Source organism: Parvibaculum sp. MBR-TMA-1.3b-4.2, from assembly GCF_053628815.1.
The window spans coordinates 1,291,416-1,316,754 of record NZ_JBRJHC010000001.1 but is presented as its reverse complement, the minus strand read 5'-3'; the positions used below and the strand labels follow the sequence as shown (position 1 = coordinate 1,316,754).

Here is a 25,339-nt window from a genome sequence, read left to right as displayed (position 1 = left end):
TCATATGTAGTAATTGGAGGCTGCCGCGCGCAAAGGCAATGCAAATCCCTGTGATCGGATGCCGAAAGCCTCTTGCCTCCCCCTTTGCGGCATGCCCGTCGATCTCTTAAGTTCTCGGTATGAAAGAAACTTCCGCGCCCGAAAGCCTCCAGGAAAAACCCGTTGTCGAACCTCGACAGCGCCGCGCCAAGGCGACCTATCGCAGCCTGCTGGCCGCCGCGCAGCAAATCCTCAGCGAAGCGGGACTGGAGGCGCTCAACTCCAATGCCATCGTTGAACGGGCCGGTCTGACGGCGCCGACCTTCTATCGCTATTTCGAGGACAAGCATGCCATTTTGGCCGTGCTCGGGCGAGAGTTGATGGAGGCGCAGAACGCGGCGCTCGGAGAGTCGCCCGTCGATATGTCCGAAGAGCCCGGCGCGCAGCTGGTGCGAACACGCGAACTGCTCCGCCGTACCCTGGAAATCACCGAAACATTCGAAGGCGGCTATGCGTTGATCGTGTCGCTCCGGGCGATCCCCTCGCTCCGGCCCATCCGTCTTTCCTCCCATGCCTATGTGGCCGGGTTCCTCACCGACCGGGTTCTGGAGGCCTTTCCGGATATCGCGCGCGACGACGCCTATGATCGGTGCCGGCTGGCCGTCGAACTCGGCTATGCCTCCATCGAGATGCTGCTGGAAACCGCCGAGTGCGACCGCGAGCGCGTCATCGACCGGGCGGCGCGCGCGGTCCGGGCCGTGATCGCCCCCTGATCGGCCCCTTAATGCTCCCCACGCTAAATAGCTGAAATTCATCGGCTTCTTGCGTGCCTTCCGGTTAGTTGGCTGCAAACGCGTGACATATTGGTGCGGCTTTCCTACATGCTAAAATAAGGGAAAGCAGCGAACGCCCTCTTTTTCGGAGGCGGGCGTGCCGCATCATGGCCGGGAAGAGGAGTTGCACCGGCTTCGGGAGGATTGCAAAGACATGAGGTCGGGACCCGATTTCACGTCCCTGGAAGTTGGCGGCGTCAGGGCCAGGGCCCTGACGGCGGCCTCGCACATTCTGGCGACACGCGGACCTGAAAAGATGAGCCTGAGGGCCATCGCCGAAAGTGCGGGTATCGGCACGACCTCCATCTATCACTACTTCGCAAACAAGGATGAGCTTCTGCTCAATCTAGCGCTGATGGGCTTTCGCGACCTGCACCGCCAGATCGTCAGGTTCCAGACAAGCCCCGAATACGACAATGCGATGCAGGCCAGCGCGCGCGCCTTCTTCGATTTCGCAGAGACGCACCCGGCATTGTTCTCGCTCATGTTCAGCGAGCGCCTGATGGCGCGGCATGTCTCCCTGAGGGATGCGGAATATGAGACCTTTCTGGCCTATCAGGCCGTCGTGGAGGCCGATGAGCGCATGCCCGCCGGGCAAAGGCCGAATGTCGCCTACGCGCTCTGGGCGCTGGGGCGCGGGATCGCGGCGATCATGTCCTCCTATCCGGACGGCAAGCTGCCGCCCGAGATTGCCGAAAAGCTCTTTACCGGCGCCTCCTATCTCATCAATCGCCGGGAGTGAGGTAGGGCGCGGGGCGCGGAGGACCCTTTTTGGGGATTGCCGAACGCTGTTCGAAGCCCTTCTACTATGCGTCGAATGAACAATATCAAAGGCTTAGGGAGATTGAGATGAGCATGGCACTGCTTGATCCGGAAGAGGCACGCGAAGCCGCCTATGCCGAACCGCTCGAAACGCTGGATCCCGCCCAGCCCGCGCTTTTTCAGGCCAATGCGATGTGGCCCTATTTCGAGCGCCTGCGCCGGGAAGATCCGGTGCATTACACCGCCGAGAGTGAGTTCGGCCCTTACTGGTCGATCACGAAATACCACGACATCGTCGCCATCGACACGAACCATCAGGTGTTCTCCTCCGACTTCGCGAAGGGCGGCATCACCATTGGCGGCGGTCAGGCGAATTTCGATCCGCTGCCCATGTTCATCGCCATGGACCCGCCCAAGCACGATGTGCAGCGCAAGGCGGTGAGCCCGGCTGTCGCGCCCAATGCGCTGGCCGAGATGGCGCCGCAGATCCGCGAGCGCGCAGCGGGCATTCTCGACGGCCTGCCCATCGGCGAAGAGTTCGACTGGGTCGATCTCGTCTCCAAGGAGCTGACGGCAATGACGCTCGCCACGCTCTTCGATGCGCCGCAGGAAGATCGCCGCAAGATCACCTACTGGTCGGATGTCGTCACCGCCGCGCCCATGCCGGGCGGCCTGGTGGAGTCGCTCGAGCAGAAGATGGATATCTTCCAGGACTACCACGCCTATTTCACGGAGCTCTGGAACAAGAAGGTCAATGCGGAGCCGCATGCCGACCTCATCTCCATGCTCGCGCACCATCCCGAAACCCGGAACATGGAAGCGCGGGAATATTTCGGCAATGTGGTGCTTCTGACGGTGGGCGGCAACGACACCACGCGCAACACCATTTCCGGTTCGATCTATGCGCTCAACAAGAACCCGGACCAGTACAAGAAGCTGCGCGAAAACCCGGATCTGATCCCCTCCATGGTCTCGGAAACGATCCGCTGGCAGACGCCGCTCGCGCATATGCGCCGCACGGCAAACCAGGATACCGAGTTCAAGGGCAAGAAGATCCGCGAAGGCGACAAGGTCGTCATGTGGTACGTCTCCGGCAATCGCGATGAAGAAGTCATCGACAACCCGAACGCCTACATCATCGACCGCGAGCGTCCGCGCCAGCACATCTCCTTCGGCTTCGGCATTCACCGCTGTGTGGGCAATCGCCTGGCCGAGCTGCAGCTCACCATCATCTGGGAGGAAATCCTGAAGCGCTTCCCGGAAGTCGTGCTGGTGGAAGAGCCCAAGCGTGTCTATTCGACCTTCGTGAAGGGCTATGAGTCCATGAAGGTCGTGATCCCCAAGCGCAACTGAGCGACGCGGATAACGCAATGAACGCAAAGCCCCTCGCCGAAAGGCGAGGGGCTTTTTCATTTACTGACGGGACAGCGCGGCGCGGACCTGCGCCTCATCGGCCTTGTCGGCGGCCTCCCGGGCGTCCTTGTCGCGCTTTCGCGGCGGCAGGTCGAACGTCACCCGGGAAATGCGGCCCGGATAGGCGAAAGGCGCGTCATAGGCATTGCTGACGGGAGCGGGGCTCCGGCCGAAATCCATCCCGATGCTTGAAATCATGAAAAGCATTTTGGGGATCGTGCCGTGTCCCGCTTCCTCGCCGTCGAAGCGGAGCGCCACCGCCGCGCCGCCTTCGAGATTGGGCGAGATCTCGGCCGATATTTCATGCGCGCCCGTCGGAACGGGCAGGGTGGAACTCACCAGCGTGTGGTCGTGAAAGCAGTTGAAGTCGAAATGCAGCTGCCCGTTTTCGATATAGAGCACATAACCGCTATTGATGTTGCCGCGCGCTACCAGCACACCGTCGCCGTTTCCCTTGGGATGATCCAGCGAAAATGTCATGCGCCAGCCGCGGAAGACGGGCGGACAGGCATCGGCCACGATATGCGAGAGCGGCGGATAATAGACGAAGCGGTTGCGCGAGGTCGGCATGCCGGGACGGCGTGAGGCGCGGAAGAGGTCGAACGCGCCCCGGTCGTCCAGCGGCAGCACGCCGTGCTTTTCGGCTTCCCGCCACCAGATTTCCACCATCTCCTTCAGTCGTTCCGGCTCAGTCGCCGCAAGGTCGTGATATTCCGAAAAATCTGTATCGAGATGATATAGCTCCCACTGGTCGTCCTCGAAAGGCACGCCGCGCGTGTGATGCGTTACCGCCTTCCAGCCATCGACCCAGATGCCGCGGTCGCCACCCATCTCGAAATATTGGGTGGAGCGGGAAGGCGCGGCGGACCCGTCGAACAATATCTCTTTAAGGCTTGCTCCGTGGATCGGCATTTGCGGCACGCCCGCCACCGTTTCCGGCGGTTCGATCCCCATCAGGTCCATCAGCGTCGGCGCAATGTCGATCGCATGGCAGAACTGCCGCCTTATGGCGCCCTCCTTGCCGAGCTTTGCGGGCCAGCGCACGATCAGTGGATCGCGCACGCCGCCGCCATGCGTATTCTGCTTGTACCATTTGAGCGGCGTGTTTCCCGCCTGCGCCCAGCCCCAGGGAATATTGCTGTGGCTGTTCAGCGTGCCGATATCGTCGAGCCGCTCGACGGCCTTGTCGACATCCTCCGGCATCATGTTGAAATATTTCATCTCGTCGAAAACGCCGGTCGGCCCGCCTTCCTGGCTGGCTCCATTATCCGAGACGAGCAGGAAGATCGTGTTTTCGTCGAGGCCCAGCTCTTCCAGCGCCGCCATCAGCCGGCCGATCTGGTCGTCGGTATGGTCCAGCATCGCCGCGAAGGCTTCCTGTAGCCGGGCGGCAAAGCGTTGCTCATTCCGGGAAAGCTCGTCCCACGGCTTCACGCCGGGATTGCGCGACGCGAGTTCGGTGTTCTCCGGAATGACGCCCATTTTTTTCTGCCGCGCGAACCATTGTTCGCGTGCGACGTCCCAGCCCTCGTCGAACTTGCCGCGATATTTTTCGAGATACTCATCCGGTGCCTGATGCGGCGCATGCATCGCGCCGAAAGCGAGATAGAGGAAGAAGGGCCGTTCCGGCACCACCGACACCGTGTCGCGGATGAAGCCGATGGACTTGTCCACAATGTCTTCCGACACGTGATAGCCCTCTTCCGGCGAAGCGGGCTGGTCGATGAAGTGATTGTCATGGGTGAGCTCGGGGTAGAACTGGTCCGTCTCGCCCTGCAGGAAACCGTAATAGCGGTCAAAGCCGCGTTGCAGCGGCCAGTTGTGATAGGGCCCCGCCGCGGTGCATTCCGCCATCGGCGCCAGATGCCATTTGCCGGTCGCGAATGTGGTGAAGCCATCTTCGCGCAATATCTCGGCGATGGTCGCGGCGGATTTCGTCACCGCGCCGCGCATATTCGGATAGCCCGTATCCATATTGGAGACCGCGCGCATCCCCACCGCATGGTGGTTACGGCCCGTCAGCAGGCAGGCGCGGGAAGAGGAGCAGAGAGCGGTGGTGTGGAAGCCGGTGAATTTCAGCCCCTCGCCGGCCAGCCGGTCGATATTCGGCGTGGTGATGGTGGAGCCATAGCAGCCCAGATGCGCAAACCCTGTATCGTCGAGCACGATCATCACCACATTGGGCTTGCCGTTGGCCGAGGCACCGCCCGGCCAGGCCGGTTGCGAGTCCTGGACCGTCTTGCCGATCTCGCCTTCGAAATCCGGTTCCGCGGGGTGCCGATAGCTCATTCCTGTCTCCTCCCAGAGCATGTTTCCGGAGAAAGGCTAGGGCGCACCATAATTAATGTAAATCATTAAGTTGGGCAGTAGGCGGGATCCGGTCTGTCCAAGGCGGGGCATGCGCCCGCCTGTGAGAATTTGAGTTAAATTAATTCTGTGTCCTCTATTACTTTTTCCGTTCAGCACTGAAGACAGGGTTATTGCAAAAAATTCGCAGTGCAATGCGACATGACAAAAAATTATTCCAAAGACACTCCATAATACTGATCGAGTTCATAAAACTGCGTGGAAAAGCGCTCAGTCTCTCCCTACCTTAGGATGCCGGAAGGCACTCCAGGCAACTCCTTTCGAGCTCTGAAGAAGCAAGAAGAAAACAGGGAGAGGATCATGGCTCTCATGAAACTGTATGAGTTGCATCTGAAGCACGAGGAATCGGAACACCCCCTCGATATCTGCCTTGTCCTTGCGCCGTCGCGGGAGCATGCGCTGGCCGCCTTCGGTCAAGAAGAGGAGGTCGCGGCGGTCAAGCAGGCATCGGACTGGATGAATGGCGACGGCGTGCCGCGCATCCTCGGCTGGACATCGGCCCCCATGCCGGGCGTGGAAGTCGCCTGAAAAGCGACGTCCGCCCCCGGGCGATGAAGCCGGTCCAGCAATAGGGCGTATTGGGACAAGACAATATTCGCCCGCTCCGACGAGACTCCCCTGAGAGCGCCATGCCGGCGTTCGGTTTTTGACGACGGGGACGCCGACTTTGCCTTATCCCAATACGCTTATCTTTGTTGACCTTTCCTCCGACGATCCGGCGGCCTGCGCCGAGTTCTATGCCGACATATTCGGCTGGGAAAACGATCCCCGGCCCTATGGCGTCTTTCATCGCATGGTGCCCGGCGGCAACGCCTTGAACCCGGACGGGTCGGAAAGCCAGATCGGCAATTTCCATATCGGTATCCACAACGCCGCTAATGCGCGCCCCCATCCGAACCCGGATGGCGTGGAGCCGCGCGTGCTGGCGGGCGAGGGGCGTAAACCCCGCCTCTGGATTCTCGTGAGTGACGATGACAGCCCGGAGCGCATTCTGGCGGATGCGGAAAAGCGCGGCGCGGAAATCCTCTGGCGCGATCACTACTGGAAGGAGTTCAACGGCCTGAACCATTCCTTCCGCGATCCCTGGGGCAATGAAATCGTGCTCTGGCGCAAGGGCGGGGAAAATCCGGAAATCCCGGCGCATTACACTCGCGAATAGCGAATTGAAATTGGGGGGCCGGGCGGCGCGTTTTGCTCATAGGCGCGCCGCCCTGTTTTTGTTTAGCGTCTCGCTCAGGCGTTGCGCGCCATCAGTCCGCCATCGACCGGTATGGTCACCCCGGTAATGTAGGACGCCGCGGGCAGACAGAGGCTCAGCGTCATATGCGCGACCTCTTCCGGCAGCCCGTAGCGCCGCATCGCCGTGCGGCGCTTGGCATAGATTTCCTTGTGCTCATCGGGAATGGCTTCCGTCATGCCGGTGGAGATCGGCCCCGGGCAGACGCAATTGACCGTGATGCCTTCCTTGCCGAGTTCGACGGCCAGTGCGCGGGTGAGCCCCGTCACGCCCGCCTTGGCGGCGGAATAGGGGCTGTCCAGCGCCGTCGCACCCAGCGCTTCGGTGGAGGCGATGTTCACGATGCGCGGCGCGGATGATTTGCGCAGGTGAGGCAGCGCCGCCCGGATGATGCGCTGATGCGCCGTCAGGCACACAGTCAGCATCCGTTCGAAAAGCGCGTCATAGCCCTCGTCGTCGATGGGCAGGAAGCCTGAAATGCCCGCATTGTTGACGACGGAGTCGATCCCGCCGAAATGCGCCGCCACGTCGCTGACGACGCGCGTGATCTCGTCCTTGTTGCCGACATCGAAGGTCCAGGCCTTCGCGCTGCCGCCTTTCGCGGTGATGCCGTCTGCGACTTTCGCCGCGCCCTCGCCATTGTAATCCGTCACCGCCACATTGGCGCCCTCGGCGGCGAAGACTTCCGCCGTCGCGCGGCCCATGCCGCTTGCCGCGCCCGTCACCAGCACCGTCAGCCCTTTCACCGACCGGCTCAATTCCGTCATCGCTTCCTCCCTCTATCTGAAAAGGAAACGGGCGCTCCCTCGGGAGCGCCCGCACCGGCCTTATGCGCCGTTGTATTCCTTGATCTTCTGCTTGCCGAGCTGCGACATGTGCACCTCGTCCGGCCCGTCCGCGATGCGCACGAAGCGGTTCAGCGTGAAGAAACCGGCAATCGGCGTGTCGTCGCTGACGCCCATGCCGCCATGCGCCTGGATCGCGCGGTCGGTCACGTTCTGCGCCATTTGCGGGGCGACGATCTTAATCGCCGCGATCAGATCCTTCGCGACCTTGTTGCCGTACTTGTCCATGCTGTCCGCAGCCTTGAGCGTCAGCAGGCGCGCCTGTTCGATCTCGCAGAAGGACTTTGCGACATCCTGGCGAATGCTGCTCTGGTCGGAGAGCTTCTTGCCGAAGGCGACGCGGTTTTCGACGCGCCGCGCCATGATTTCGAGCGCCCGCTGGGCCTGTCCGATGGAACGCATGCAATGGTGGATGCGGCCCGGGCCGAGGCGGCCTTGCGCGATCTCGAAGCCGCGTCCTTCGCCGAGAATGAGGTTCTCCTTCGGCACGCGGCAGTTTTCGAACAGCAGTTCCGCTTCGCCGCCGGGCGAGTTCTTCGAGCCGAAGACTTTCAGGTTGCGCACGATCTTCCAGCCGGGCGTATCGCGCGGCACGATGATGGTGGAGTGCTGCTGGTGGCGCGGATTGTCCATCAGCGTCTTGCCCATGACGAGCATGACTTCGCAGCGCTCGTCCATCACGCCGGAAATCCACCATTTGCGGCCATTGATAACGTAGTCGTTCCCGTCGGGAAAGATGGTGGTCTCAAGGTTCGTCGCATCGGAGGAGGCGACCTGCGGTTCCGTCATCACGTAGGCGGAGCGGATCTTACCGTCGAGCAGCGGCTTCAGCCAGCGTTCCTGCTGCTGCGGGCTGCCGTATTTCGCGAGCACTTCCATATTGCCCGTGTCCGGCGCGGCGCAGTTGAAGACTTCCGACGACCACGGCACGCGGCCCATGATCTCGGCCAGCGGCGCATATTCCAGATTGGTGAGCCCCGGGCTCAGGTCGCCATATTCTTCCGGCAGGAAGAGGTTCCACAGGCCCTCCGCCCGCGCCTTTTCCTTCAGCGCCTCGACGCCCGGCCAGTGCTTCCACAGATTGGCCGGGTCCGTCACCCACTCGTAATGTTCTTCTTCCGCCGGATAGATGTGCTTGTCCATAAAGGCTTCGAGCTTGGCAATCAGCTCCTTCACCTTGCCCGTATGATCGAAATTCATGATGCCGTCCTGTTCTGGTGTCTTGGTTTCTTGTTTCTTGAAGTCAGAGCATGAGCCCGCCATCGACCGGAATGGTCTGGCCGAGCACATAGGCCGCCAGCGGCGAGGCGAGGAAGAGTGTGACGCCCGCCATGTCCGAAGGCGTGCCGAGGCGATGCATGGGAATGCCCTGCAGCGAAGCGTTGAGGCGGTCGGGATTGTCGGTCGTCACCTTGGTGAGCTTGGTGTCGACAAGCCCCGGCGCGACGCCGTTCACGCGAATGCCGTCCTTCGCCCAGGCCTGCGCCAGCGTGCGCGTGAGGCCGACCGCGCCGGTCTTGGAGGCGTTATAGGCGGGGTTGCCGCGCGTCGCGTGGAAGGCGGCGGTGGAACTGATCGTGATGAGAGAGCCTTTGCTGGCCGCCAGCATGTCGTGGAACTTGATAGCGCAGGCCATCAGGCTGTTCAGATTGACGTCCATCACCTTCTGGAAGCCGTCCATCTTGAACTCGCCCTTCTTGTAGATGACCGTGCCCTGGCAGAGCACCAGCACGTCGAGCGATTTGAAGGGTGGGACATAGGCTTCGATGGCGTCGAAATCTGACACATCCATATGGGCGTAGTGCAGCCCCTCCATGTCGGAGCCTTCCACGCCCTTGTAGTCGTCCGCGCTTTTGCGCGTGCCCCAGATATGCACCTCCGCGCCGCGCTCGCGAAAGGCGTGCGCGATGCCATTGCCGATGCCGCTGGAGCCGCCGACGACAAGCACCGTCTTGCCGCTGAAATCCGTATCCGTCATGAGATCCTCCCCAAAGTCTGCTCTGGTTTTTGAAGTCGTTCAGCCGATCCAGCGCAGCGCGCGCTCGAACAGGCCGATGGTCTGGTTGTGAAGCATGTCGCCCGTTTCCTTCGGCGCGCGACCGGCACAGGCGCGGGCATGCGTGCCCTCGAGAATGATGCCGAGCTTGTAGCAGGCGAGCACCGCATACCATTCGATGGAATCCACATTGCGCGTGGTGCGCGGACGATAATGCGCGACAAGTTCCTCCGCGCTCGGAAAGCCTTTCCATGGCGTCACCGCCACGGCGGAAGCGCCGCTGCCATTGCCCTCCGGCCAGGTGGCAAGCAGCCAGCCGAGATCGAGCAGCGGATCGCCGATCGTGGTGAGTTCCCAGTCCACGATGGCGGCAAGCTCCGGGCTGTCATGGCGGTACATCACATTGGCGAGGTGATAATCGCCATGAATGATGCCGGGCTGGAAGTCGGCGGGGCGGTGGCTGTCGAGCCATGCGGCCACTTTTTCGACGCCGGGGATTTCTGCGGGTCCCGTCCAACCCTCAAGCTCGCGATAGCTCTCGAGCTGCGCTTTCCAGCGCGCCACCTGCCGTTCGAGATAGTTTTCCGGCTTGCCGAGCCCCTCAAGCCCCAGCGCCTTGTAGTCGAGCGCGCCGAGCGCCGCGATCCCTTCCACCAGCGACAGCCCCATCCGGTGGCGCACCTCTTCCGAGCCTGCGTGATAGTCGGGCAGCCCCGTCGTCGGGTTGAAGCCGTTGACCGGCTCCATGAGATAGAAGGACGCGCCGATCACATCCTCTTCCGGGCAGGCCGCGATGAGCCGGGGGTGGGGCACATCCGTATCCGCAATCGCCGCCAGCACGCGGGCCTCGCGCCGCATCGTCTCGTTGGAGTTTGCGCGCAGATGCTCCGGCGGCCGGCGCAGCACATAGGTCCGGCCCGCGCGGGCGAATTTCAGCAGGATGTTCTGCGTGCCCCCCGCCAGCTTCTCGACATTTTCGAGCGGTCCCTCGCCGAGCCCTTTCCCGTCCATCCAGCCGCGCAGCGCGTTGAGATCCACGCCCGGCACTTCTGTCGTTTCCGCCACCGTCGCACCCGTTCTTATTTTTAAGTCAAATGGATAATGCAGTTGACGATCCGGCGATGCAATGGGATTCTGACATCCATGGTCAGACTGGAACCCAAGCCGCGCAGCGAGGCCGCGCAACATCTCAAGCAGATTGCCTGCCGGCTCTTTGCCGAACGCGGCGTCGACGGCGTCACCGTGCGTGAAATCGCCGAGGCCGCGGGCCAGAAGAACCATGCCGCCGTCGGCTATCATTTCGGCTCCAAGGAAGCGCTCATCCGCGAGCTTGTGCTCGACGGCGCCATTGCGATCGACGAATACCGCAACGCCATGCTCGACGCGCTGGAGGCCCGGGGCGGCCCGACGTCCGTGCGCGAAGTGGTCGAGGTGTTGGTCCAGACGTCCATCCGCGCGCTTGAGGGGTCGCAGCTTGAAAACAGCTACAACCGCTTCGTCTACATGCTGGGCATGACCCATCGCGCCTTCTTCATGGAGACGCTCGAAGGGAAATGGAACTCGGGCTATCTGCGCTGCCTCGATCATCTGCGCAGGCTGGAGACCAACCTCGACAAGAGCGCGCTCAATCAGCGCTTCGTCTTCATGGGCGGCTATCTCGGCAGCGTGATTTCCGCTCGCGAAGCCGCCCTGTCGGACGCCTCGCGCCAGCACCCCACCTGGAGTTCCGACGAAACGCTCACCCATCTCGCCGTCACTCTGACGGCCCTTCTGGAAGCCCCGGCGCCTGCCGACAGCAAAGCGCCGGACCTGCCCGATCCGGACCCTGTGGTGCTCGGTCCGCTCGGTATCTTGCCGGGTTAGACCGCGCTGGTAAGCTTCGGCCAACAACAAAATTCATCAGGGAGTTAGAGATGCGTGCCGTGCGAGTTGCCGAGTATGGAAGCCCGAAACGTCTGACGGTCGAGGATGTGCCCGCCCCCGTGCCGGGCAAGGGCGAATGTCTCCTTGCCGTGGAGGCCGCCGGCCTTGGCTATGTCGATGGGCTTCTCGTGCAGGGCGCCTATCAGGTGAAGACGCCGCTCCCCTTCATCCCGGGGTCGGAAGTCGCAGGCTGCGTCGAGGCGGTGGGCGAGGGCGTGCCGGAAAAGCTCGTCGGCACCCGCGTCATGGCGCTCTCCCCGCGCGGCGCGCTGGCGGAAAGGATCGCGCTTCCTGCCGCGGTCTGTACTCCTTTGCCGGATAACATGAGCGCCGAAGCCGCCGCCGGTTTCCTCGTCTCCTACTGCACCGCGCTTTACGGGTTTGAGAATTGCGGCAAGCTGCAACCGGGCGAAACCGTTCTCGTCCTCGGCGCGGCGGGCGGTGTCGGCATGGCCGCCATCGATGTCGCAAAGGCCATGGGCGCGAAAGTCGTGGCCGCCGCCTCGACGGAGGAAAAGCGTCAGGCTGCGAGCGCCCATGGCGCCGACCTGACACTCGACTATTCCAAGGAGGACTGGCGCAAGGCGCTTGAAGAGATGATCGGCAAGAGCGCGGTCGATGTCGTTTACGATCCCGTCGGCGGCGCCTTCTCCGAAACCGCTTTCCGCTGCCTCGCGCCGGGCGGGCGGCATCTGGTGGTCGGCTTCGCGGCGGGCGACATCCCCAAACTGCCGCTCAACCTCGCACTCCTGAAGCGTGCCTCGCTGGTCGGCGTCGATTGGGGCGGGGAAATTCGCGTCAATGCCGCCGCCAATGTGCCGCTGATGAAGACGCTGACGGAATGGGTCGTGGACGGAAAGATCCATCCCGAACCCGCCGCGACCTTCCCGCTGGAAGAAGCGGGGGCGGTATTGCAGTCCCTTCTGGAGCGTAAAAGCGTCGGCAAGCCGGTCATCCGTATGAAAGCCTGAGAGGCGTCACGCTTTCGCCGGTTTTTCGCAATATTCGCGGCCGCTTTCGCCTGTCATAATCATGTGCATGGATGAAACGACACACGACGCGCGGGCTTCCGCCGCAACGCTCGCCTTTCCCCGTCTGTTGCTTCTGGAAAACCGCAAGGCGGGCGGCGGCGGGGAGAGCGAGATCGCGCAACGGCTCCGCGAGACGGGCCGCGAGGTGCTCGCGCCCGACACCTCCTCCATTGAGGAAGCCTGCGATATCACGCGCGAAAAATCGGGCGACGTCGATCTCGTCGTCGTCGCGGGCGGGGATGGATCGGTCAATGGTCTTCTTTCCTGTTTGATGGATCTCTCCGTTCCCATGCTGGTCGTGCCGCGCGGGACCGGAAACGATTTTGCGCGTTCTCTCGGCATACCGCTTGAAGGGGATGAAGCTCTCTCCCTGCTCGATACGGGAATGCTGGCGGATGTCGATGTGAGCTTTGCGAACGGCAAGCCCTTCGTGAACGCGGCAAGCGTCGGGCTGACGGCGCAGGTCACGAAATATCAGACACCGGAACGAAAGAGCCGTTTCGGCTCCGTCAGCTATATTGTGAGTGCGTTCAAGGCGGTGCAGGTCTCCCGGCCCTTTCGGGCGGAGGTCGTCAATCTCGACGAGCCCGACGAGACCCCGCTAAAGACGCGCTGCGTCCAGCTTCTTGCCGGCAATGGTCGCTATTTCGGCGGCGGCATGGTCGTCCATCACGACACGCGCATCGACGACGGCAAAATCTATCTCTATGCGCTGAAACCGGCATCGACTTTCGCGCTGATCCTGCACGGCCCGCTGATCGGGCTGGGCCGCGTGGATTTGTCGCCCGACGCCGTCGTCGCGTCGGGAACGGGCTTCCGTCTGAAAACCCGCCGCCCCTTGCCGGTTCATGCCGATGGTGAAAGGCTGACGCAAACGCCCGTCACCTTCGAGGTGAAGCACCGGGCGCTCAAGGTTCTGGCATCGAAGGAGTTCGCCTCGCAATGAACAACCTGTTTCGAAGCCCCGAGGAAACGGCCCTGATGGGCCTCGGCGTCGCTCTGGAAGCGGCGGCGACCTTTTATGTGCATGCGCGCGAGCTGTCGCATGGGGATCTGCGCGCCTTTCTCAACGAACGCGCGGATGCGCTCGCGGGCGCATCGGCGGCGTGGAACGGCAATCTCAAAGACAGGGACATTCTGCCCGGTACGCCGGATGAGGATGCCGAGACGCTCCGCCGGATTACGCTCTTCGCCGGCATGACGCTCGGTGCGGATGAAGAAGCGGCCCTGTTCGACATGTGCGCCCGCATGGAGCAACGCCTGCTCGCCGCGCTTGGAGAGGCGGCCATCACGGCGATGGACGAGCCCTTCGCCCAGGCGGCGGAAGAGGGCGGACATGGCTGTGTCGCCGCCATCGCCGGAATATGGCGTCTGCGGAAGAAATAACCCGCTTTTATCCCCGCCTTTAGATCGGTCTCCATACTGATGGCGCCCGGGAACGGATCCCGCGCGAACTTGAAACGGACGGTATGGGAGAACGACATGGCGAAACTTCTGGCCGAGGCGACGGCGGATATGAGTTCCACGCCTATCGACTGGCAGGGCGGTACGGGCGCCTTCTGGGTATGGGGCGATTTCGAGGGGGCCACCGTCTCGCTGGAGGCGAGCCCGGACGGCGAGACCTGGTTTGCGCTGGGCTCGCAGGTCGTGTTGCAGGAAAAAGGCGTTGGCGGCTTCGCGCTGGGCCCCTGCCGCCTGCGCGCAACGCTTGCCAACGCCTCTGCCTCCACCAGCGTGACTGCGGTGATTTAACCCGCCACGGGTCAGGCGCCCCGGCGGCTCGGGGCGAAAGGATGGGTGCTGGAAAGCCCGCCATCCACCGCATAGGCCTGCCCGTTCACATAGGACGCGTCGTCGCTGGCCAGGAAGAGCGCCATATGGGCGATCTCTTCCGGATGGCCGTAACGGGCCGTGGGGTTGAGTTGCCCGATCTTGTCTTCCGAGCCCCGCGCCCGCGCGCCGTCGAAAATCGGCTTCGTCATGCCCGTCTCGATCAGGCCGGGGCAGATCGCGTTCACGCGCACGCCGGTGCCGTAAAGCGCATTGGCTGAGGTCTGGACGAGGCTGATGACGCCCGCCTTGCTGGCGGAATAGGGCAGGCCACCCGCATTGGCGCGCAGTCCGGCAACGGAAGCCGTGCAGACGATCGAGCCTTTGCCCTGTTTCACCATATGCGGCGTCACATGTTTGATGGCGAGGAAGGGGCCGATCAGATTGATCCGCAGGATTTCCTGCCAGTAATCCGCTGTCTGTTCGGGCAGCGGAACCATGCCGCCGCTGATACCCGCATTGGCATAGACCGCATCCACGCCGCCCAGCTTCTCGACGCAATGAGCAACCAGCGCGGCCACGTCGTCTTCATTCCCCGCATCGCCGGCGACCGAGACCACATTGGCGTCTTGCACCTCGTCGCGGATCAGCGTCGCCGTCTTGTCCACGGCGTCTTCCGCCCGGTCCATGATGACCAGCGAGGCGCCTTCGCGCGCAAACAAAAGGGCGCTCGCCCGGCCTATGCCGCTGCCCGCGCCTGTGATGATGGCTTTCTTGCCTGTGAGCCTGCCCATGCGTTCATCTCCCGAATCGTGATTTTGCTTGCGCCAAGTCTAGCCATCGGGCTGACGCGGCGACACCCCGCGAAGAGGGACGCAGAAAGGCCGTCAGCGGCCGATTTTCGGGGGTTTGAGCAGGAAGATCACGACCCAGATGGGCACCAGCACCATGGCGCCGAGCAGGAAATTGGGCAGCGCCCAGTCGATCCCGTCCTGAACGAATGTGATGATCGCATCCGGCGTGACCCCGAGATCGCCCAGCACTTCCTGCGCCGAAATGTCGAACGCATTCAGCAGCGCGCCGACGGCGACGGCGGCGATTACGAACTTGGCGAGTGTTGACAGCGCATTGTAAAGCATGTGCCGATCGATAACCCCCCGGGGAATCGGGTCTGAGGCAGTTTAGTCGCGCAAGGGCGTTCACACAAAGGCCGGGGCGGACACAGGCAAGGCGGAAAGGGACGGAAATGAGCGGAAAAGACGGAAATACCCGCCAATACTACTTTTCAGCGGCCGAAATCGCGAGCCTGCCCGAGCGCCGCCACCAGCATCAGTTCAATGAAAATGCCATCCGGATGACCCGAACCCTGGGCGATCTGGCGGGGCTGGAGGATATGGGCCTCCATATCGTCAGGCTGGAGCCGGGGCGCGAGAGCACGGAATTCCATTTCCACGGGCAGGACGAGGAATTTCTGATGATCCTGTCGGGTCATGGGCAGGCGCAGATCGGCGAGGAGAGGATCGAGGTCGGCGCCGGCGACGTGATGGCCTTCCCGAAAAACTCGCCCGCCCATGTCATGCGGGTGCCGGAAGGGGCGGGCGAGGATCTCGTCTATCTGATGGGCGGCACGCGCGCGCCCGTCGACATCTGCACCTATCCGGCGGCGGGCCTCAAAATGACCCGCGCCGACGGCGTCAAGGAAGTCGCCAAAATCGACGACTTCCGGCGGGTGTAAGCGCCTATTTCCCGAACAGGCTCTTCAGCGCGTCCTGCGGCGTGACTTTCTTTTTCTCGGTCGTGCCGCTATCCGTTGCCCCGCTGTCCGTTGTGCTGTTGTCGTTCGCGGCATCGCCGCCGCCGCCCCCGAACTGCTTCAGAACGCCCTTGATGCCTTCCTTGCGGATCGTGTCGATCGTCTCCTTGGTCTGCTCAGGATTGGAAAGCATGGAGGCAAGGTCGGGCGTGAAGCTCGGTTTCGACCAGGGTCCGCGAATGAGGATCGGCACCTGAATGCCCTTGGCATCCGTCGTGCCGCCCTGTCCCTCGAGCGTGCCGACCAGTTTCGGCTCGACGCGGTAATTGAGCGTCTTGGCGGGCATGTCCACCGTGCCTGAACCGGTCACGCGGATGAGCGGGCTCATGAGCCGCAGATCGTCGTTTTTCAGAGTGCCTCTGGTGATGGTGTAGCTGCCGCTCAGCTCGGAGAAGTCGGTATCCTTGCTGCCGCCCGCATCCCAGCCCGATTTCGTGGCCGAAAGAACGGTCCGCACGAGATTGGCGAGGTCGACGCCCTTGATCTTGCCGTCGGTGAACTTGAAGGCGCCCTTGCCGTTCAGCGCGCTCACCATAGCCTTCTGGCTCTTGCCCGCGGTCGTCACGGCGATATTCATGGCCGTGCTGCCGGTCAGCCTGTTGAAGCCCGCCGCCGCCTGCAGTAGGGGCTGGGCCTGAACGCCGGAGATGTTGAAGTTCGCACCGATCTGCGGCGTCGACCTAGCGCCATTGACCTGCAGCGTGCCGTTGCCCGCGCCGCCGTAAAGCGCAAGCCGGGTGAGGTTGGCATTGAGGACGCCGTTATTCAGTTTCACATCCACCGCGCTTTCGCCGATTTCGATATCCTGAACGAGGATCTTGCCCGCTTTGAGCTTCAGGTCCGCATCGACGGATTTGAGCGCGGAAAAGTCGATGGGCTCGGTGCTCCAGCCCGCATCGCCACCGCTCCCGGAGGATGCGCCGCCCGACGATGACCCGCCGCTCCCGGCGCCGCCGGCCGAATAGGTATTCACATCGATCTTGTCGACGGAAAGGTCGCCGCTGATGTTCGGACGTGCGCCGCCGGTGCGGACGGTGAGATTGCCGTTCGCATTCATGCCGTCGAAGGAGACTTTCGCATTCTGGAAGGAGTAGCGGTCGCCCGCTCCCTTCGCCTTGCCGGTAATGGAAAGCGGGCCGAACCCGTTCCCGGCGGGCATGGGGTTGCCCGCCCAGGCAGCAAGCTTGCGCACCGAGGGCACATCCACCGAGACATCGCCCTCGAAGGCGACGCCGTCGATCACCTTGCAGACGCCTTTATAGGTTGTTTTGAGTTTCGGAGAGGAAACCTCCAGCGACACCGGCGTCTCGCCGCCTTCCATCAGTGCGCGCGGGCGTTCCGCGGCCAGGTCGATATCGATCTTGTCCCCGTTCCATACGAGCGACCCGTCCGCCTTGAACGGATCGTCCAGGCTCGGCAGGGAAAGGTCGAGGTTCACGTCCTTGAAGCTGTAGGCCGCGCCCGTCTGCGCATTGGTATAGCTGGCCGTGCCGCCGCTGATCGAGACCTCGCCCAGCTTCACCTGATTGAGGCTCGCACCGGCGCCGCTGTCGCCATTTGCCTGCGCCGCGCCGTCGGCAGGCGCGGGCGCCGCGGATGCCGCCGTGTCGAACTGCCAGTTGGGGGTGCCGTCCCTGCGGACTTCGAGATTGATGACGGGGTCTTTCAGCGTGAAGCTGTCCACCTCCACATTGCCGGAAAAGAGCGGCAGGAGTTTCAGCGACACATGCATCGACTTCATCGTCGCCATCTCCGGGGCCTTCGCCCAGGAGGCATTGGCGAAGGCGACGTCGTTCACCTCCACGCCGATGCTCGGGAAGAAGGAGAGCGAGATGTCCCCGCCGATCTTGAGCTCGCGCCCGGTCTGTTGCTGCGCGATCTTCTGGATCTGCGACTTGTAGGTTTCCATCGGAATGAACATCGGCACGGCGACGACCACGGCGATGAGGATGACGATGATGCCTGCGAGAATCGCAATCACACGGGACATGGAAAGCTCCTGGCTGACGCCTCCGGCAAGAGGCGGAAAAATTCGGCGCGAAACCATAGCAAGCCGCGTCCCGCCGCGAAACACTTGGCGTTCATGCAACAGCCCGTGAATTATTTGTCACAGTGCGGAAGAAATGCCTGGCCGAGCTTCCAAATCGCGCGGGGAGTGTGTATGCGTATGAATATGCAATCGCCAGTATGGTTGCAGCGCAGCGTTTCGATGAACCAGTCACACACCGAACAAAGAAGGGAGCAGCAGATGGAATATGCAGACGTATGCATTGAACCGATCACGCTCCCGGGCGCGCGCTGAGCTTTCCGCTCCGCCCGGGTTTCCACCGGGCGTTTCTACCCGCGATTTTCCATCATATCTGCCGCCATATATGGCCGCGAATATCCAAGATCGCTCTCTAATCCTCTCCCGGTATTGCTGATACGCGCGGCCTCGTGCCGCCGGATTCGATTCCATCTTCAAAAGGAGACCGTCCGGATATCGTCCGGCGGTCGAACGATATGACCATTCAAATGAACGAGTCCCCCGACACAGGCAAAGGGGTCGGGGCCGTCCGGACCGCACGCTTTCTCTGGTCCTATTGGCGCCGTTTTCCGCTGGTTGCACTGACCACGCTGGGCCTGATGCTGGCCTCCATCGTCTTCGACGTCCTTTTCCCCATCGTCTCGGGCCGCCTGGTCGATGCCGTGGCGAAGGCCGGCTTCCCGCCCGCCGCGTCCGAGACGAGGGCGGCATGGATCGCGCTCGCCCTTTTCGTCGGCCAGACGGTCGGGTTTCAGATTACCCGCCGGACCTCCATGGTTTTCTGGGGCATGCTTGCGACCCGCGTCATGCGCGCCATCGTGGATGAAGCGTTCCATCGCGTGCAGCGCTACAGCACGGACTGGCATTCCAGCAATTTCGCGGGCGCCACCGTCCGCAAGATCACACGCGGCATGTGGGCTTACGATGCACTGGCCGATACGCTCTTCATGGGCTTCCTGCCCACCGTGCTCGTCATGGTCGGCATCACGTTGAGCCTCATGTTCTATTGGCCGCTGGTGGGGCTATACGTGCTGGTCGGGACGATCGCCTATGCGGGCGTCACCATCTGGCTGCTGGGGCGCTTCGTGGCGCCGCGCAACCGGCTGAGCGTTGCCGCGGATTCCGCCGTGGGCGGCGCCATTGCCGATGCGATCACCTGCAATACGGTGGTGAAATCCTTCGGCACGGAGCCCCGCGAGGACAACAGGCTTGGCACCCTCTCTCACGACTGGTCGCTCAAGGCCATGTATGCCTGGCGCACCATGGATTTCGTGATGATGGCGCAGATGGGCGTGCTCGTCCTGCTCCAACTCGGCCTGCTGGGCCTCGTCATTCGCTACTGGACGGCTGGCGAGGCCACGCCGGGCGATGTCGCCTATGCGATGACGAGCTACCTCCTCATCTCCGGCTATATGCGCGATGTCGGGTTCCATGTGCAGAACCTCCAGCGCGGGGCCAATGAGATCGAGGATGTGATCCGCTTCGCCGAGAACGAACCGGCCGAGCCCGCCGGGCCCCATGCCGTGCCTCTTACGGTGCAGGGCGGGGATATCCGCTTCGATCATGTCTCCTTTGCCTATCCGAACGGCAAGGGCGCGGTCTATCGCGGTCTCGAGGCTCATGTGAAACCCGGCGAGAAGGTCGCGCTGGTCGGACGGTCCGGCAGCGGCAAGACGACCTTCGTCAAGCTGATGCAGCGGCTCTACGATCTCGATGACGGGCGCATTCTCATCGACGGGCAGGACATTGCCGGGGTGACCCGCGAGAGCCTGCGCCGCTCGGTCGCGCTCGTGCCGCAGGAACCCATGCTGTTCCACCGTTCGCTGGCCGAGAACATCGCCTATGCCCGGCCCGGGGCAACGCCCGCCGAGGTCGAGGAGGCCGCGCGCCTTGCCAATGCCGACGAGTTCATCGCGAAAATGCCTCTGGGATACGACACGCTGGTGGGCGAGCGCGGGGTGAAGCTCTCCGGCGGCGAACGTCAGCGGATCGCCATCGCGCGCGCCTTCCTCGCCGATGCGCCGATCCTGGTGCTGGACGAGGCGACCTCGAGCCTCGACAGCGAAACGGAGGAGCTGATCCAGGACGCCATGGACCGGTTGATGGAAGGCCGCACGACCATCGTGGTCGCGCACCGCTTCTCCACCATCCGCCGCATGGACCGCATCCTCGTTTTCGAGGAAGGCCGGATCGTGGAGGAGGGCAGCCATGCGGAACTGATGGCCCGAAAGGGCGGCAGGTTCCGCGCGCTCCATGCCGTCCAGCTTGCGGGCATCCGCGATGCCGTGCCCGAAAATGTGGAGCCGGAAACCGCCGGAAATCGGTGAGCTAAATCCAGAGGGACCGCCAATCTGTCCGACCGATGAACTTGTGTGTTCTTTTCTCCCGCCCGGAAATCGGTCTAGGCTTGCTGCAAATGCGAAGGCGGTCCCTTTCGCCCTCTTCCGTAACCCTATTTGAGTTTCAGGATGACCATGACCGACAGCTCCACCGGCGCGACGCCGATCTGGACCCCCTCTCCCGACAGTGTGGCCGCGAGCAATATGCGCGCCTTCATGGACTGGCTCGGGGAGCGCCATACCGTCCATCTGAGCGGATATGAGGAGCTGCACGACTGGTCGATCGAGAATATCGCGACTTTCTGGAACGAGATCTGGGACTTTGCGGGCGTCATCGGCGAAAAGGGCGAGGCGGTGCTGGAACAGGGCGAACTGATGCCCGGTGCCAGCTTCTTTCCCGATGCCCGGCTGAATTTTGCCGAAAACCTGCTGCGGCGGACGGGTAGCGAGCCCGCCATTCTTTTCAATAATGAAGGCCGGATGCGCGCGCCCCTCTCATGGGACGATCTGCGCGCCGAAGTGGCCCGCTTCGCCGCCGTGCTGAAAGGCTGGGGCGTGGAGCCGGGCGACCGCGTCGCCGCCTTCATGCCGAACTGCCCCGAAACCATCATCGCCATGCTGGCGACGACCTCCATCGGCGCGGTCTTTTCCTCCTGCTCGCCCGATTTCGGCGTGAAGGGCGTGCTGGACCGCTTCGGCCAGATCGAGCCGAAGGTGCTGGTGGCCTGCAATGGCTATCGCTATTCGGGCAAGGAACTCCCTTGCGGCGACAAGCTGAAAGAAATCGTGGCGGGGCTGCCCTCGCTCGAACACGCCGTCATCGTGCCCTTCCTCGGCGACGAAATACCCGATGTCCCCAAGGCGGAAAGCTGGACGGCGCTGCTGGAGGGCGCGGGCGATCCTGCGCTTGCCTTCACGCGGCTGCCCTTCAGCCACCCGCTCTACATCATGTTTTCAAGCGGCACGACGGGCGTCCCCAAATGCATCGTCCATTCGGCGGGCGGCACGCTTCTCCAGCATCTGAAGGAGCACAAGCTTCATTGCGACATCAAGCCCGGCGAGCGCCTCTTCTACTTCACCACCTGCGGCTGGATGATGTGGAACTGGCTCGTCTCCGGCCTCGCGGCGGAAGCGACGCTCTGCCTTTTCGACGGCTCGCCCTTCGCACCCGACGAGCGCGTGCTTTTCGACTATATCGATGCGGAAAAGATCAACGTCTTCGGCACATCGGCCAAATTCATCGACGCGGTGAAGAAGTCGGGCCTCAAGCCGCGCGAGACGCATGACCTGTCGTCGATGCGCATGATCCTCTCCACGGGCTCGCCGCTGGTACCGGAGAGCTTCGATTTCGTCTATCGCGACATCAGGCAGGACGTGGCGCTCTGCTCCATTTCCGGCGGCACCGACATTGTGTCCTGCTTCGTGCTGGGCTCTCCGATCCTTCCCGTCTGGCGCGGCGAAATCCAGTGCAGGGGCCTCGGCATGGCCGTCGATGTCTGGGACGAGGAAGGAAAGCCGCTCGCGCCTGGGCAGGGCGAGGCGAGCAAGGGCGAACTGGTCTGCGTGAAGCCGTTCCCCTCCATGCCCATCGGCTTCTGGAACGATCCCGATGGCGAGAAATACAACAGCGCCTATTTTGAGCGCTTCCCCGGCGTCTGGTGCCATGGCGATTTTGCCGAAATCACCTCGCATGGCGGCCTCGTCATTCATGGCCGCTCGGATGCAACGCTGAACCCCGGCGGCGTGCGTATCGGCACGGCAGAAATCTATGCGCAGGTGGAGCGGTTGCCGGAAGTGACGGAAGCCATCGCCATCGGTCAGGAATGGGATGGGGACGTGCGCGTCGTCCTCTTCGTGATCCTGTCCGACGGCCTCACGCTGGACGAAGCGCTGGAAAAGAAGATCCGCACCCGCATCCGCGAAGGCGCAAGCCCGCGACATGTCCCCGCCCGTATCGTGCAGGTGAAGGACATTCCGCGCACCAAATCCGGCAAGATCACCGAACTCGCCGTGCGCGACGTGGTGCATGGCCGCGCGATCAAGAACAAGGAAGCGCTGGCAAACCCGGACGCGCTGGACCTCTACAAGGATCTGCCGCAGTTGCAGCAGTAGAGAGTGATTTCCACGTTGTTAATCGCGTCACCCCGGCCTTGAGCCGGGGTCCATTCTGCCTTTGCGGGAAGCTGGGCGGTCATATGGATTCCGGGTCAAGCCCGGAATGACGATTCCTTTGCAGTGGCGGCTTTACGCCGCGCGCGTCGCCTCGATCTCACCCGCCTCCGGCACAGTCTTGCCCTCGAGCCAGGCCGCGATCATGGCATTGACCTTCTCCGGCGCTTCCTGCTGCACCCAGTGCGAAACCTTGGGCAGATAGCGCAGCGTGAAATCCGTCACCAGCTTGTCCGTGCCATAGGTAAGTTCCTTGCCGAGCGCCGTGTCGGCCTCGCCCCAGATCATCAGTGTGGGAACGTCCACCATGGGCGGATCGGTCCATTCCGCCGGTGCGCCGCCGCTGAAATTCGCGCGGTAGTAATTCATCATTGCCGTCATCGCGCCGGGAATGAGCGCGTTCTGCCGGTAATGCTCCGTTACCTCCGCCGGAAAACGGCTCTTGTCGATGGCCATACCGGAAAACGCCTCGCCGATGGCGCGCGCCCGGTTGGCGAGCGTCACCTTCTCCGGCAGCCAGGGGATCTGGAAGAAAAGGATGTACCAGGATTTCTTCATCTGCTGCCAGGTCCGCGCACCCTTGATGAAGAGGGCCGGATGCGGAAGGTTCATTACGATGAAGCGTTCCAGCGGCCGCTTCTTCTGCAGCACGAACTGCCAGGCGATGGCGCCGCCCCAGTCATGCGCGACAAGCGTCACCGGGCCGGTCACGCCACGGGCGCGGGCCGCGTCGATCAGCCCCGCCACATCGTCGGTCAGGTGATCGAGCGTATAATTCTCCTTGCCCAGCGGCCGCGAACTCTGCCCGTAGCCGCGCAGATTGGGCGCCCAGGCCGTATAGCCGCGCTCGGCAAAAACCGGCAGCTGATGGCGCCAGCTGAACTTGCTTTCGGGAAAGCCATGCAGCAGCAGGGCGAGCTTTTCACCCTCGCCGCACATATCGGTCTCGAAGCGGAGCCCGTTCGCTTCCACGAACTCCGTGTGAATGTCGTTGGTCATGTCCTTCTCCCCGCAGCCGTGTCGTCGCCTGAACTATTTTTAACATGGATATCTGCGTCTTTCCCCTGGGGCAGTGCAAGGGGCGGACGCTGACAAACCCGCCGGGATTGCGTAGAGTTTTGTTACCGTAAGGGGTGGATTGCACAGAATATCGGGGGAAAACATGGCCGCTCAGGTTCGGCATGAACATTGGTCGTCGCGCTTTGCGTTTCTTATGGCGGCAATCGGCAGCGCCGTCGGTCTCGGCAATATCTGGCGCTTTCCCTTCATCACCGGCGAGAATGGCGGCGGCGCCTTCATCCTCATCTATCTGGTGACAACAGCCCTCATCGCACTGCCCATCCTGATCGCCGAAGTCATGCTGGGCCGCATGGGGCAGCAAAGCCCGATCAACGCTATGCGCGCCGTGGCGCAGAAGGCCGGGCGCAGCAAATTCTGGGTCATCATCGGCATCGGCTCCACGCTGGGCGCCTTTGTCGTTCTTTCCTATTATTCGGTGATCGGCGGCTGGGCCATCCGCTATTTCCTCTATGCCATCTCCGGCACTTTCTCCGGCATGGACAATGCGGCGTCGAAAGATCTGTTCGACGCCTTTACCGCGGATGCCGGTCAGGTCGTGCTCTGGCACACCGTCTTCATCGGGATCAATGTCGGCATCGTCATCTGGGGCCTGCATGCGGGCATTGAAAAGGCGGTGACGATTCTGATGCCGCTTCTCTTCATCCTGCTGGTCGGCATGGCGGTCTATTCCTCCACCACGCCCGGCTTCGATAAGGCCGTGACCTTTCTCTTCGATTTCGATTTCAGCAGGGTGACCTCCATCACCTTCCTGACGGCGATCGGGCAGGGCTTCTTCTCCGTCAGCGTCGCGCTGGGCGCGATGATGACCTATGGCGCCTATCTCGATAAGAACGAAAACATCGCGCGCGCGGGCATCATCATCGCGATTGCGGATACCTTGGTCGCGATTCTCGCGGGCATGGTCATCTTCCCGCTCGTCTTCTCCTACGGGCTGGCAGCCGGGTCCGGTCCCGGCCTCATCTTCGTCACGCTGCCGATCACGCTGGGCAAGCTCGGCACCGGCATCGAGCTTGGTGCGGCCTTCTTCCTCCTGCTCATTGTGGCCGCCGTGACCTCCGCCATTTCTCTCCTGGAGCCGGTCGTGTCCTGGGCGGAGGAAAGCCTGGGGGTGAAGCGCAAGGTTTCTGCCGCGGCGATGGGCGCGGCGGCCTGGTTCGTCGGGCTTGGCAGCGCCTTTTCCTTCAATATCTGGTCGGATTTCCACCCGCTCTCGGGCATCCACATTTTCGCGGACAAGACCATCTTCGACGCGCTGGACCTCACATCGACCAGCCTCGTCATGCCGACGGTCGGCCTTCTCATTGCGCTCTTTGCGGGCTGGGCGCTGAGCGCGGAAACCGCGGCGGAGGCGCTGAATGTCGATCCGAACGCGGCCTGGTTCCGCTGGTGGCGCTTCCTGATCCGCTATGTCGCCCCGCTGGGCGTGGTCTCGATTTTCGTCGCCAACGGCCTGGCCTGAGGAGGCAGCCTCCCAAATCGCCGGGAAAAGGCGCAAAAGCCCTGCAGGACCCTGAACGAGGTCTTGTCATCGGCGCGTTGCGGAATTAAGTTCCCGGCCACTCGCGGGAAGCGGCCCTCATTATATAGAGGCCCACGCTTCCGAGGGTCTGTGCAGCCATAGCTCAGTTGGTTAGAGCGCTAGATTGTGGATCTAGAGGTCCCCCGTTCGAACCGGGGTGGCTGTACCATCTCCCCCCGAACCATCCTCATCGCCGAAACGCCGCGACAGGCCGCTTGCGGGCCGTATTTCGGCGCT

At 62.6% G+C, this 25,339-nt stretch carries 23 protein-coding genes and 1 tRNA gene; 15 read left to right on the top strand and 9 right to left on the bottom strand.

Annotated elements, in window-relative coordinates:
* Positions 1-119: 119 nt before the first annotated feature.
* From ACSSVQ_RS06435 to ACSSVQ_RS06425, 3 genes are all read left to right on the top strand, one after another.
* Positions 120-752 carry a TetR/AcrR family transcriptional regulator gene (locus ACSSVQ_RS06435; protein WP_454181605.1) on the top strand — a complete coding sequence of 211 codons (633 nt, stop codon included), beginning with the start codon at positions 120-122 and terminating at the stop codon, positions 750-752.
* 214 nt (positions 753-966) lie between these two features.
* Positions 967-1,554 (top strand): TetR/AcrR family transcriptional regulator, encoded by a 588-nt coding sequence (locus tag ACSSVQ_RS06430; protein WP_454181604.1) that lies wholly within the window; start codon positions 967-969, stop codon positions 1,552-1,554.
* 107 nt (positions 1,555-1,661) lie between these two features.
* Entirely contained in the window at positions 1,662-2,927 is a 1,266-nt protein-coding gene (locus tag ACSSVQ_RS06425; RefSeq protein WP_454181602.1) for a cytochrome P450, read from the top strand.
* A 60-nt stretch (positions 2,928-2,987) separates the two neighbouring features.
* Here the strand turns inward: ACSSVQ_RS06425 and ACSSVQ_RS06420 are convergent, their stop codons facing one another.
* Positions 2,988-5,276 (bottom strand): arylsulfatase, encoded by a 2,289-nt coding sequence (locus ACSSVQ_RS06420; RefSeq protein WP_454181600.1) that lies wholly within the window; start codon positions 5,274-5,276, stop codon positions 2,988-2,990.
* A 378-nt stretch (positions 5,277-5,654) separates the two neighbouring features.
* Between ACSSVQ_RS06420 and ACSSVQ_RS06415 the strand changes: the two genes are divergently transcribed.
* Both ACSSVQ_RS06415 and ACSSVQ_RS06410 read left to right on the top strand, forming a co-directional pair.
* Entirely contained in the window at positions 5,655-5,882 is a 228-nt protein-coding gene (locus ACSSVQ_RS06415) for a hypothetical protein (RefSeq protein ID WP_454181598.1), read from the top strand.
* A gap of 139 nt (positions 5,883-6,021) precedes the next feature.
* On the top strand, positions 6,022-6,513 hold the full coding sequence (locus ACSSVQ_RS06410; RefSeq protein ID WP_454181596.1) for a VOC family protein: 492 nt from the start codon (positions 6,022-6,024) through the stop codon (positions 6,511-6,513).
* 74 nt (positions 6,514-6,587) lie between these two features.
* On the opposite strand, the gene ACSSVQ_RS06405 is transcribed toward ACSSVQ_RS06410, so the two are convergent.
* From ACSSVQ_RS06405 to ACSSVQ_RS06390, 4 genes are read right to left on the bottom strand one after another with little or no spacing between them, the layout of a single operon-like run.
* On the bottom strand, positions 6,588-7,358 hold the full coding sequence (locus ACSSVQ_RS06405; RefSeq protein ID WP_454181594.1) for an SDR family NAD(P)-dependent oxidoreductase: 771 nt from the start codon (positions 7,356-7,358) through the stop codon (positions 6,588-6,590).
* A 60-nt stretch (positions 7,359-7,418) separates the two neighbouring features.
* Positions 7,419-8,636, bottom strand: coding sequence for an acyl-CoA dehydrogenase family protein (locus ACSSVQ_RS06400; RefSeq protein WP_454181592.1), 1,218 nt, complete (start codon positions 8,634-8,636; stop codon positions 7,419-7,421).
* Between the two features lie 43 nt (positions 8,637-8,679).
* Positions 8,680-9,414: an SDR family NAD(P)-dependent oxidoreductase gene (locus ACSSVQ_RS06395; RefSeq protein WP_454181590.1), complete on the bottom strand. Its 735-nt coding sequence runs from the start codon at positions 9,412-9,414 to the stop codon at positions 8,680-8,682.
* A 39-nt stretch (positions 9,415-9,453) separates the two neighbouring features.
* Positions 9,454-10,497 (bottom strand): phosphotransferase family protein, encoded by a 1,044-nt coding sequence (locus ACSSVQ_RS06390; RefSeq protein ID WP_454181588.1) that lies wholly within the window; start codon positions 10,495-10,497, stop codon positions 9,454-9,456.
* A gap of 78 nt (positions 10,498-10,575) precedes the next feature.
* Between ACSSVQ_RS06390 and ACSSVQ_RS06385 the strand changes: the two genes are divergently transcribed.
* From ACSSVQ_RS06385 to ACSSVQ_RS06365, 5 genes are all read left to right on the top strand, one after another.
* Complete coding sequence (locus ACSSVQ_RS06385) at positions 10,576-11,295, top strand: TetR/AcrR family transcriptional regulator (protein ID WP_454181587.1); 720 nt, start codon at positions 10,576-10,578, stop codon at positions 11,293-11,295.
* 50 nt (positions 11,296-11,345) lie between these two features.
* A complete protein-coding gene (locus tag ACSSVQ_RS06380; RefSeq protein ID WP_454181585.1) occupies positions 11,346-12,326 on the top strand; it encodes an NADPH:quinone oxidoreductase family protein in 981 nt (326 codons plus the stop codon).
* A gap of 67 nt (positions 12,327-12,393) precedes the next feature.
* Positions 12,394-13,332 (top strand): YegS/Rv2252/BmrU family lipid kinase, encoded by a 939-nt coding sequence (locus ACSSVQ_RS06375; RefSeq protein ID WP_454181584.1) that lies wholly within the window; start codon positions 12,394-12,396, stop codon positions 13,330-13,332.
* Positions 13,329-13,772, top strand: a complete 444-nt coding sequence (locus ACSSVQ_RS06370) for a hypothetical protein (protein ID WP_454181582.1) — start codon at positions 13,329-13,331, stop codon at positions 13,770-13,772. Before ACSSVQ_RS06375 ends, ACSSVQ_RS06370 begins: the two co-directional genes overlap by 4 nt.
* 96 nt (positions 13,773-13,868) lie before the next feature.
* Entirely contained in the window at positions 13,869-14,138 is a 270-nt protein-coding gene (locus ACSSVQ_RS06365; RefSeq protein WP_454181580.1) for a hypothetical protein, read from the top strand.
* Positions 14,139-14,149: 11 nt separating this feature from the next.
* Here the strand turns inward: ACSSVQ_RS06365 and ACSSVQ_RS06360 are convergent, their stop codons facing one another.
* Together ACSSVQ_RS06360 and ACSSVQ_RS06355 are read right to left on the bottom strand one after the other, a co-directional pair.
* Positions 14,150-14,950, bottom strand: a complete 801-nt coding sequence (locus tag ACSSVQ_RS06360; RefSeq protein WP_454181578.1) for an SDR family NAD(P)-dependent oxidoreductase — start codon at positions 14,948-14,950, stop codon at positions 14,150-14,152.
* 93 nt (positions 14,951-15,043) lie between these two features.
* A complete protein-coding gene (locus tag ACSSVQ_RS06355; RefSeq protein ID WP_293329278.1) occupies positions 15,044-15,295 on the bottom strand; it encodes a DUF6460 domain-containing protein in 252 nt (83 codons plus the stop codon).
* 107 nt (positions 15,296-15,402) lie between these two features.
* Between ACSSVQ_RS06355 and ACSSVQ_RS06350 the strand changes: the two genes are divergently transcribed.
* A complete protein-coding gene (locus tag ACSSVQ_RS06350; RefSeq protein ID WP_454181576.1) occupies positions 15,403-15,891 on the top strand; it encodes a cupin domain-containing protein in 489 nt (162 codons plus the stop codon).
* A gap of 4 nt (positions 15,892-15,895) precedes the next feature.
* On the opposite strand, the gene ACSSVQ_RS06345 is transcribed toward ACSSVQ_RS06350, so the two are convergent.
* Positions 15,896-17,959, bottom strand: a complete 2,064-nt coding sequence (locus tag ACSSVQ_RS06345) for an AsmA family protein (protein WP_454181574.1) — start codon at positions 17,957-17,959, stop codon at positions 15,896-15,898.
* A 512-nt stretch (positions 17,960-18,471) separates the two neighbouring features.
* On the opposite strand from ACSSVQ_RS06345, the gene ACSSVQ_RS06340 reads away from it, so the two are divergent.
* Together ACSSVQ_RS06340 and ACSSVQ_RS06335 are read left to right on the top strand one after the other, a co-directional pair.
* Positions 18,472-20,322 (top strand): ABC transporter ATP-binding protein, encoded by a 1,851-nt coding sequence (locus ACSSVQ_RS06340; RefSeq protein WP_454181573.1) that lies wholly within the window; start codon positions 18,472-18,474, stop codon positions 20,320-20,322.
* Between the two features lie 147 nt (positions 20,323-20,469).
* Positions 20,470-22,446: an acetoacetate--CoA ligase gene (locus tag ACSSVQ_RS06335; protein WP_454181571.1), complete on the top strand. Its 1,977-nt coding sequence runs from the start codon at positions 20,470-20,472 to the stop codon at positions 22,444-22,446.
* A 132-nt stretch (positions 22,447-22,578) separates the two neighbouring features.
* Here the strand turns inward: ACSSVQ_RS06335 and ACSSVQ_RS06330 are convergent, their stop codons facing one another.
* Positions 22,579-23,502 (bottom strand): alpha/beta fold hydrolase, encoded by a 924-nt coding sequence (locus ACSSVQ_RS06330; protein WP_454181569.1) that lies wholly within the window; start codon positions 23,500-23,502, stop codon positions 22,579-22,581.
* A gap of 163 nt (positions 23,503-23,665) precedes the next feature.
* On the opposite strand from ACSSVQ_RS06330, the gene ACSSVQ_RS06325 reads away from it, so the two are divergent.
* Both ACSSVQ_RS06325 and ACSSVQ_RS06320 read left to right on the top strand, forming a co-directional pair.
* Positions 23,666-25,042, top strand: a complete 1,377-nt coding sequence (locus tag ACSSVQ_RS06325; protein ID WP_454181567.1) for a sodium-dependent transporter — start codon at positions 23,666-23,668, stop codon at positions 25,040-25,042.
* A gap of 152 nt (positions 25,043-25,194) precedes the next feature.
* Positions 25,195-25,271, top strand: a tRNA-His gene (locus ACSSVQ_RS06320).
* Positions 25,272-25,339: the final 68 nt, after the last annotated feature.

Bases quoted from the DNA above. Each gene is read 5' to 3' on its own strand.
- ACSSVQ_RS06335 (WP_454181571.1), top strand. From the start codon at position 20,470: ATGACCGACAGCTCCACCGGCGCGACGCCGATCTGGACCCCCTCTCCC.
- ACSSVQ_RS06375 (WP_454181584.1), top strand. From the start codon at position 12,394: ATGGATGAAACGACACACGACGCGCGGGCTTCCGCCGCAACGCTCGCC.
- ACSSVQ_RS06400 (WP_454181592.1), bottom strand. From the start codon at position 8,636: ATGAATTTCGATCATACGGGCAAGGTGAAGGAGCTGATTGCCAAGCTC.
- ACSSVQ_RS06330 (WP_454181569.1), bottom strand. From the start codon at position 23,502: ATGACCAACGACATTCACACGGAGTTCGTGGAAGCGAACGGGCTCCGC.
- ACSSVQ_RS06430 (WP_454181604.1), top strand. From the start codon at position 967: ATGAGGTCGGGACCCGATTTCACGTCCCTGGAAGTTGGCGGCGTCAGG.
- ACSSVQ_RS06345 (WP_454181574.1), bottom strand. From the start codon at position 17,959: ATGTCCCGTGTGATTGCGATTCTCGCAGGCATCATCGTCATCCTCATC.
- ACSSVQ_RS06425 (WP_454181602.1), top strand. From the start codon at position 1,662: ATGAGCATGGCACTGCTTGATCCGGAAGAGGCACGCGAAGCCGCCTAT.
- ACSSVQ_RS06360 (WP_454181578.1), bottom strand. From the start codon at position 14,950: ATGGGCAGGCTCACAGGCAAGAAAGCCATCATCACAGGCGCGGGCAGC.
- ACSSVQ_RS06380 (WP_454181585.1), top strand. From the start codon at position 11,346: ATGCGTGCCGTGCGAGTTGCCGAGTATGGAAGCCCGAAACGTCTGACG.
- ACSSVQ_RS06395 (WP_454181590.1), bottom strand. From the start codon at position 9,414: ATGACGGATACGGATTTCAGCGGCAAGACGGTGCTTGTCGTCGGCGGC.
- ACSSVQ_RS06365 (WP_454181580.1), top strand. From the start codon at position 13,869: ATGGCGAAACTTCTGGCCGAGGCGACGGCGGATATGAGTTCCACGCCT.
- ACSSVQ_RS06415 (WP_454181598.1), top strand. From the start codon at position 5,655: ATGGCTCTCATGAAACTGTATGAGTTGCATCTGAAGCACGAGGAATCG.
- ACSSVQ_RS06350 (WP_454181576.1), top strand. From the start codon at position 15,403: ATGAGCGGAAAAGACGGAAATACCCGCCAATACTACTTTTCAGCGGCC.
- ACSSVQ_RS06340 (WP_454181573.1), top strand. From the start codon at position 18,472: ATGACCATTCAAATGAACGAGTCCCCCGACACAGGCAAAGGGGTCGGG.
- ACSSVQ_RS06420 (WP_454181600.1), bottom strand. From the start codon at position 5,276: ATGAGCTATCGGCACCCCGCGGAACCGGATTTCGAAGGCGAGATCGGC.
- ACSSVQ_RS06355 (WP_293329278.1), bottom strand. From the start codon at position 15,295: ATGCTTTACAATGCGCTGTCAACACTCGCCAAGTTCGTAATCGCCGCC.
- ACSSVQ_RS06325 (WP_454181567.1), top strand. From the start codon at position 23,666: ATGGCCGCTCAGGTTCGGCATGAACATTGGTCGTCGCGCTTTGCGTTT.
- ACSSVQ_RS06385 (WP_454181587.1), top strand. From the start codon at position 10,576: ATGGTCAGACTGGAACCCAAGCCGCGCAGCGAGGCCGCGCAACATCTC.
- ACSSVQ_RS06370 (WP_454181582.1), top strand. From the start codon at position 13,329: ATGAACAACCTGTTTCGAAGCCCCGAGGAAACGGCCCTGATGGGCCTC.
- ACSSVQ_RS06405 (WP_454181594.1), bottom strand. From the start codon at position 7,358: ATGACGGAATTGAGCCGGTCGGTGAAAGGGCTGACGGTGCTGGTGACG.
- ACSSVQ_RS06435 (WP_454181605.1), top strand. From the start codon at position 120: ATGAAAGAAACTTCCGCGCCCGAAAGCCTCCAGGAAAAACCCGTTGTC.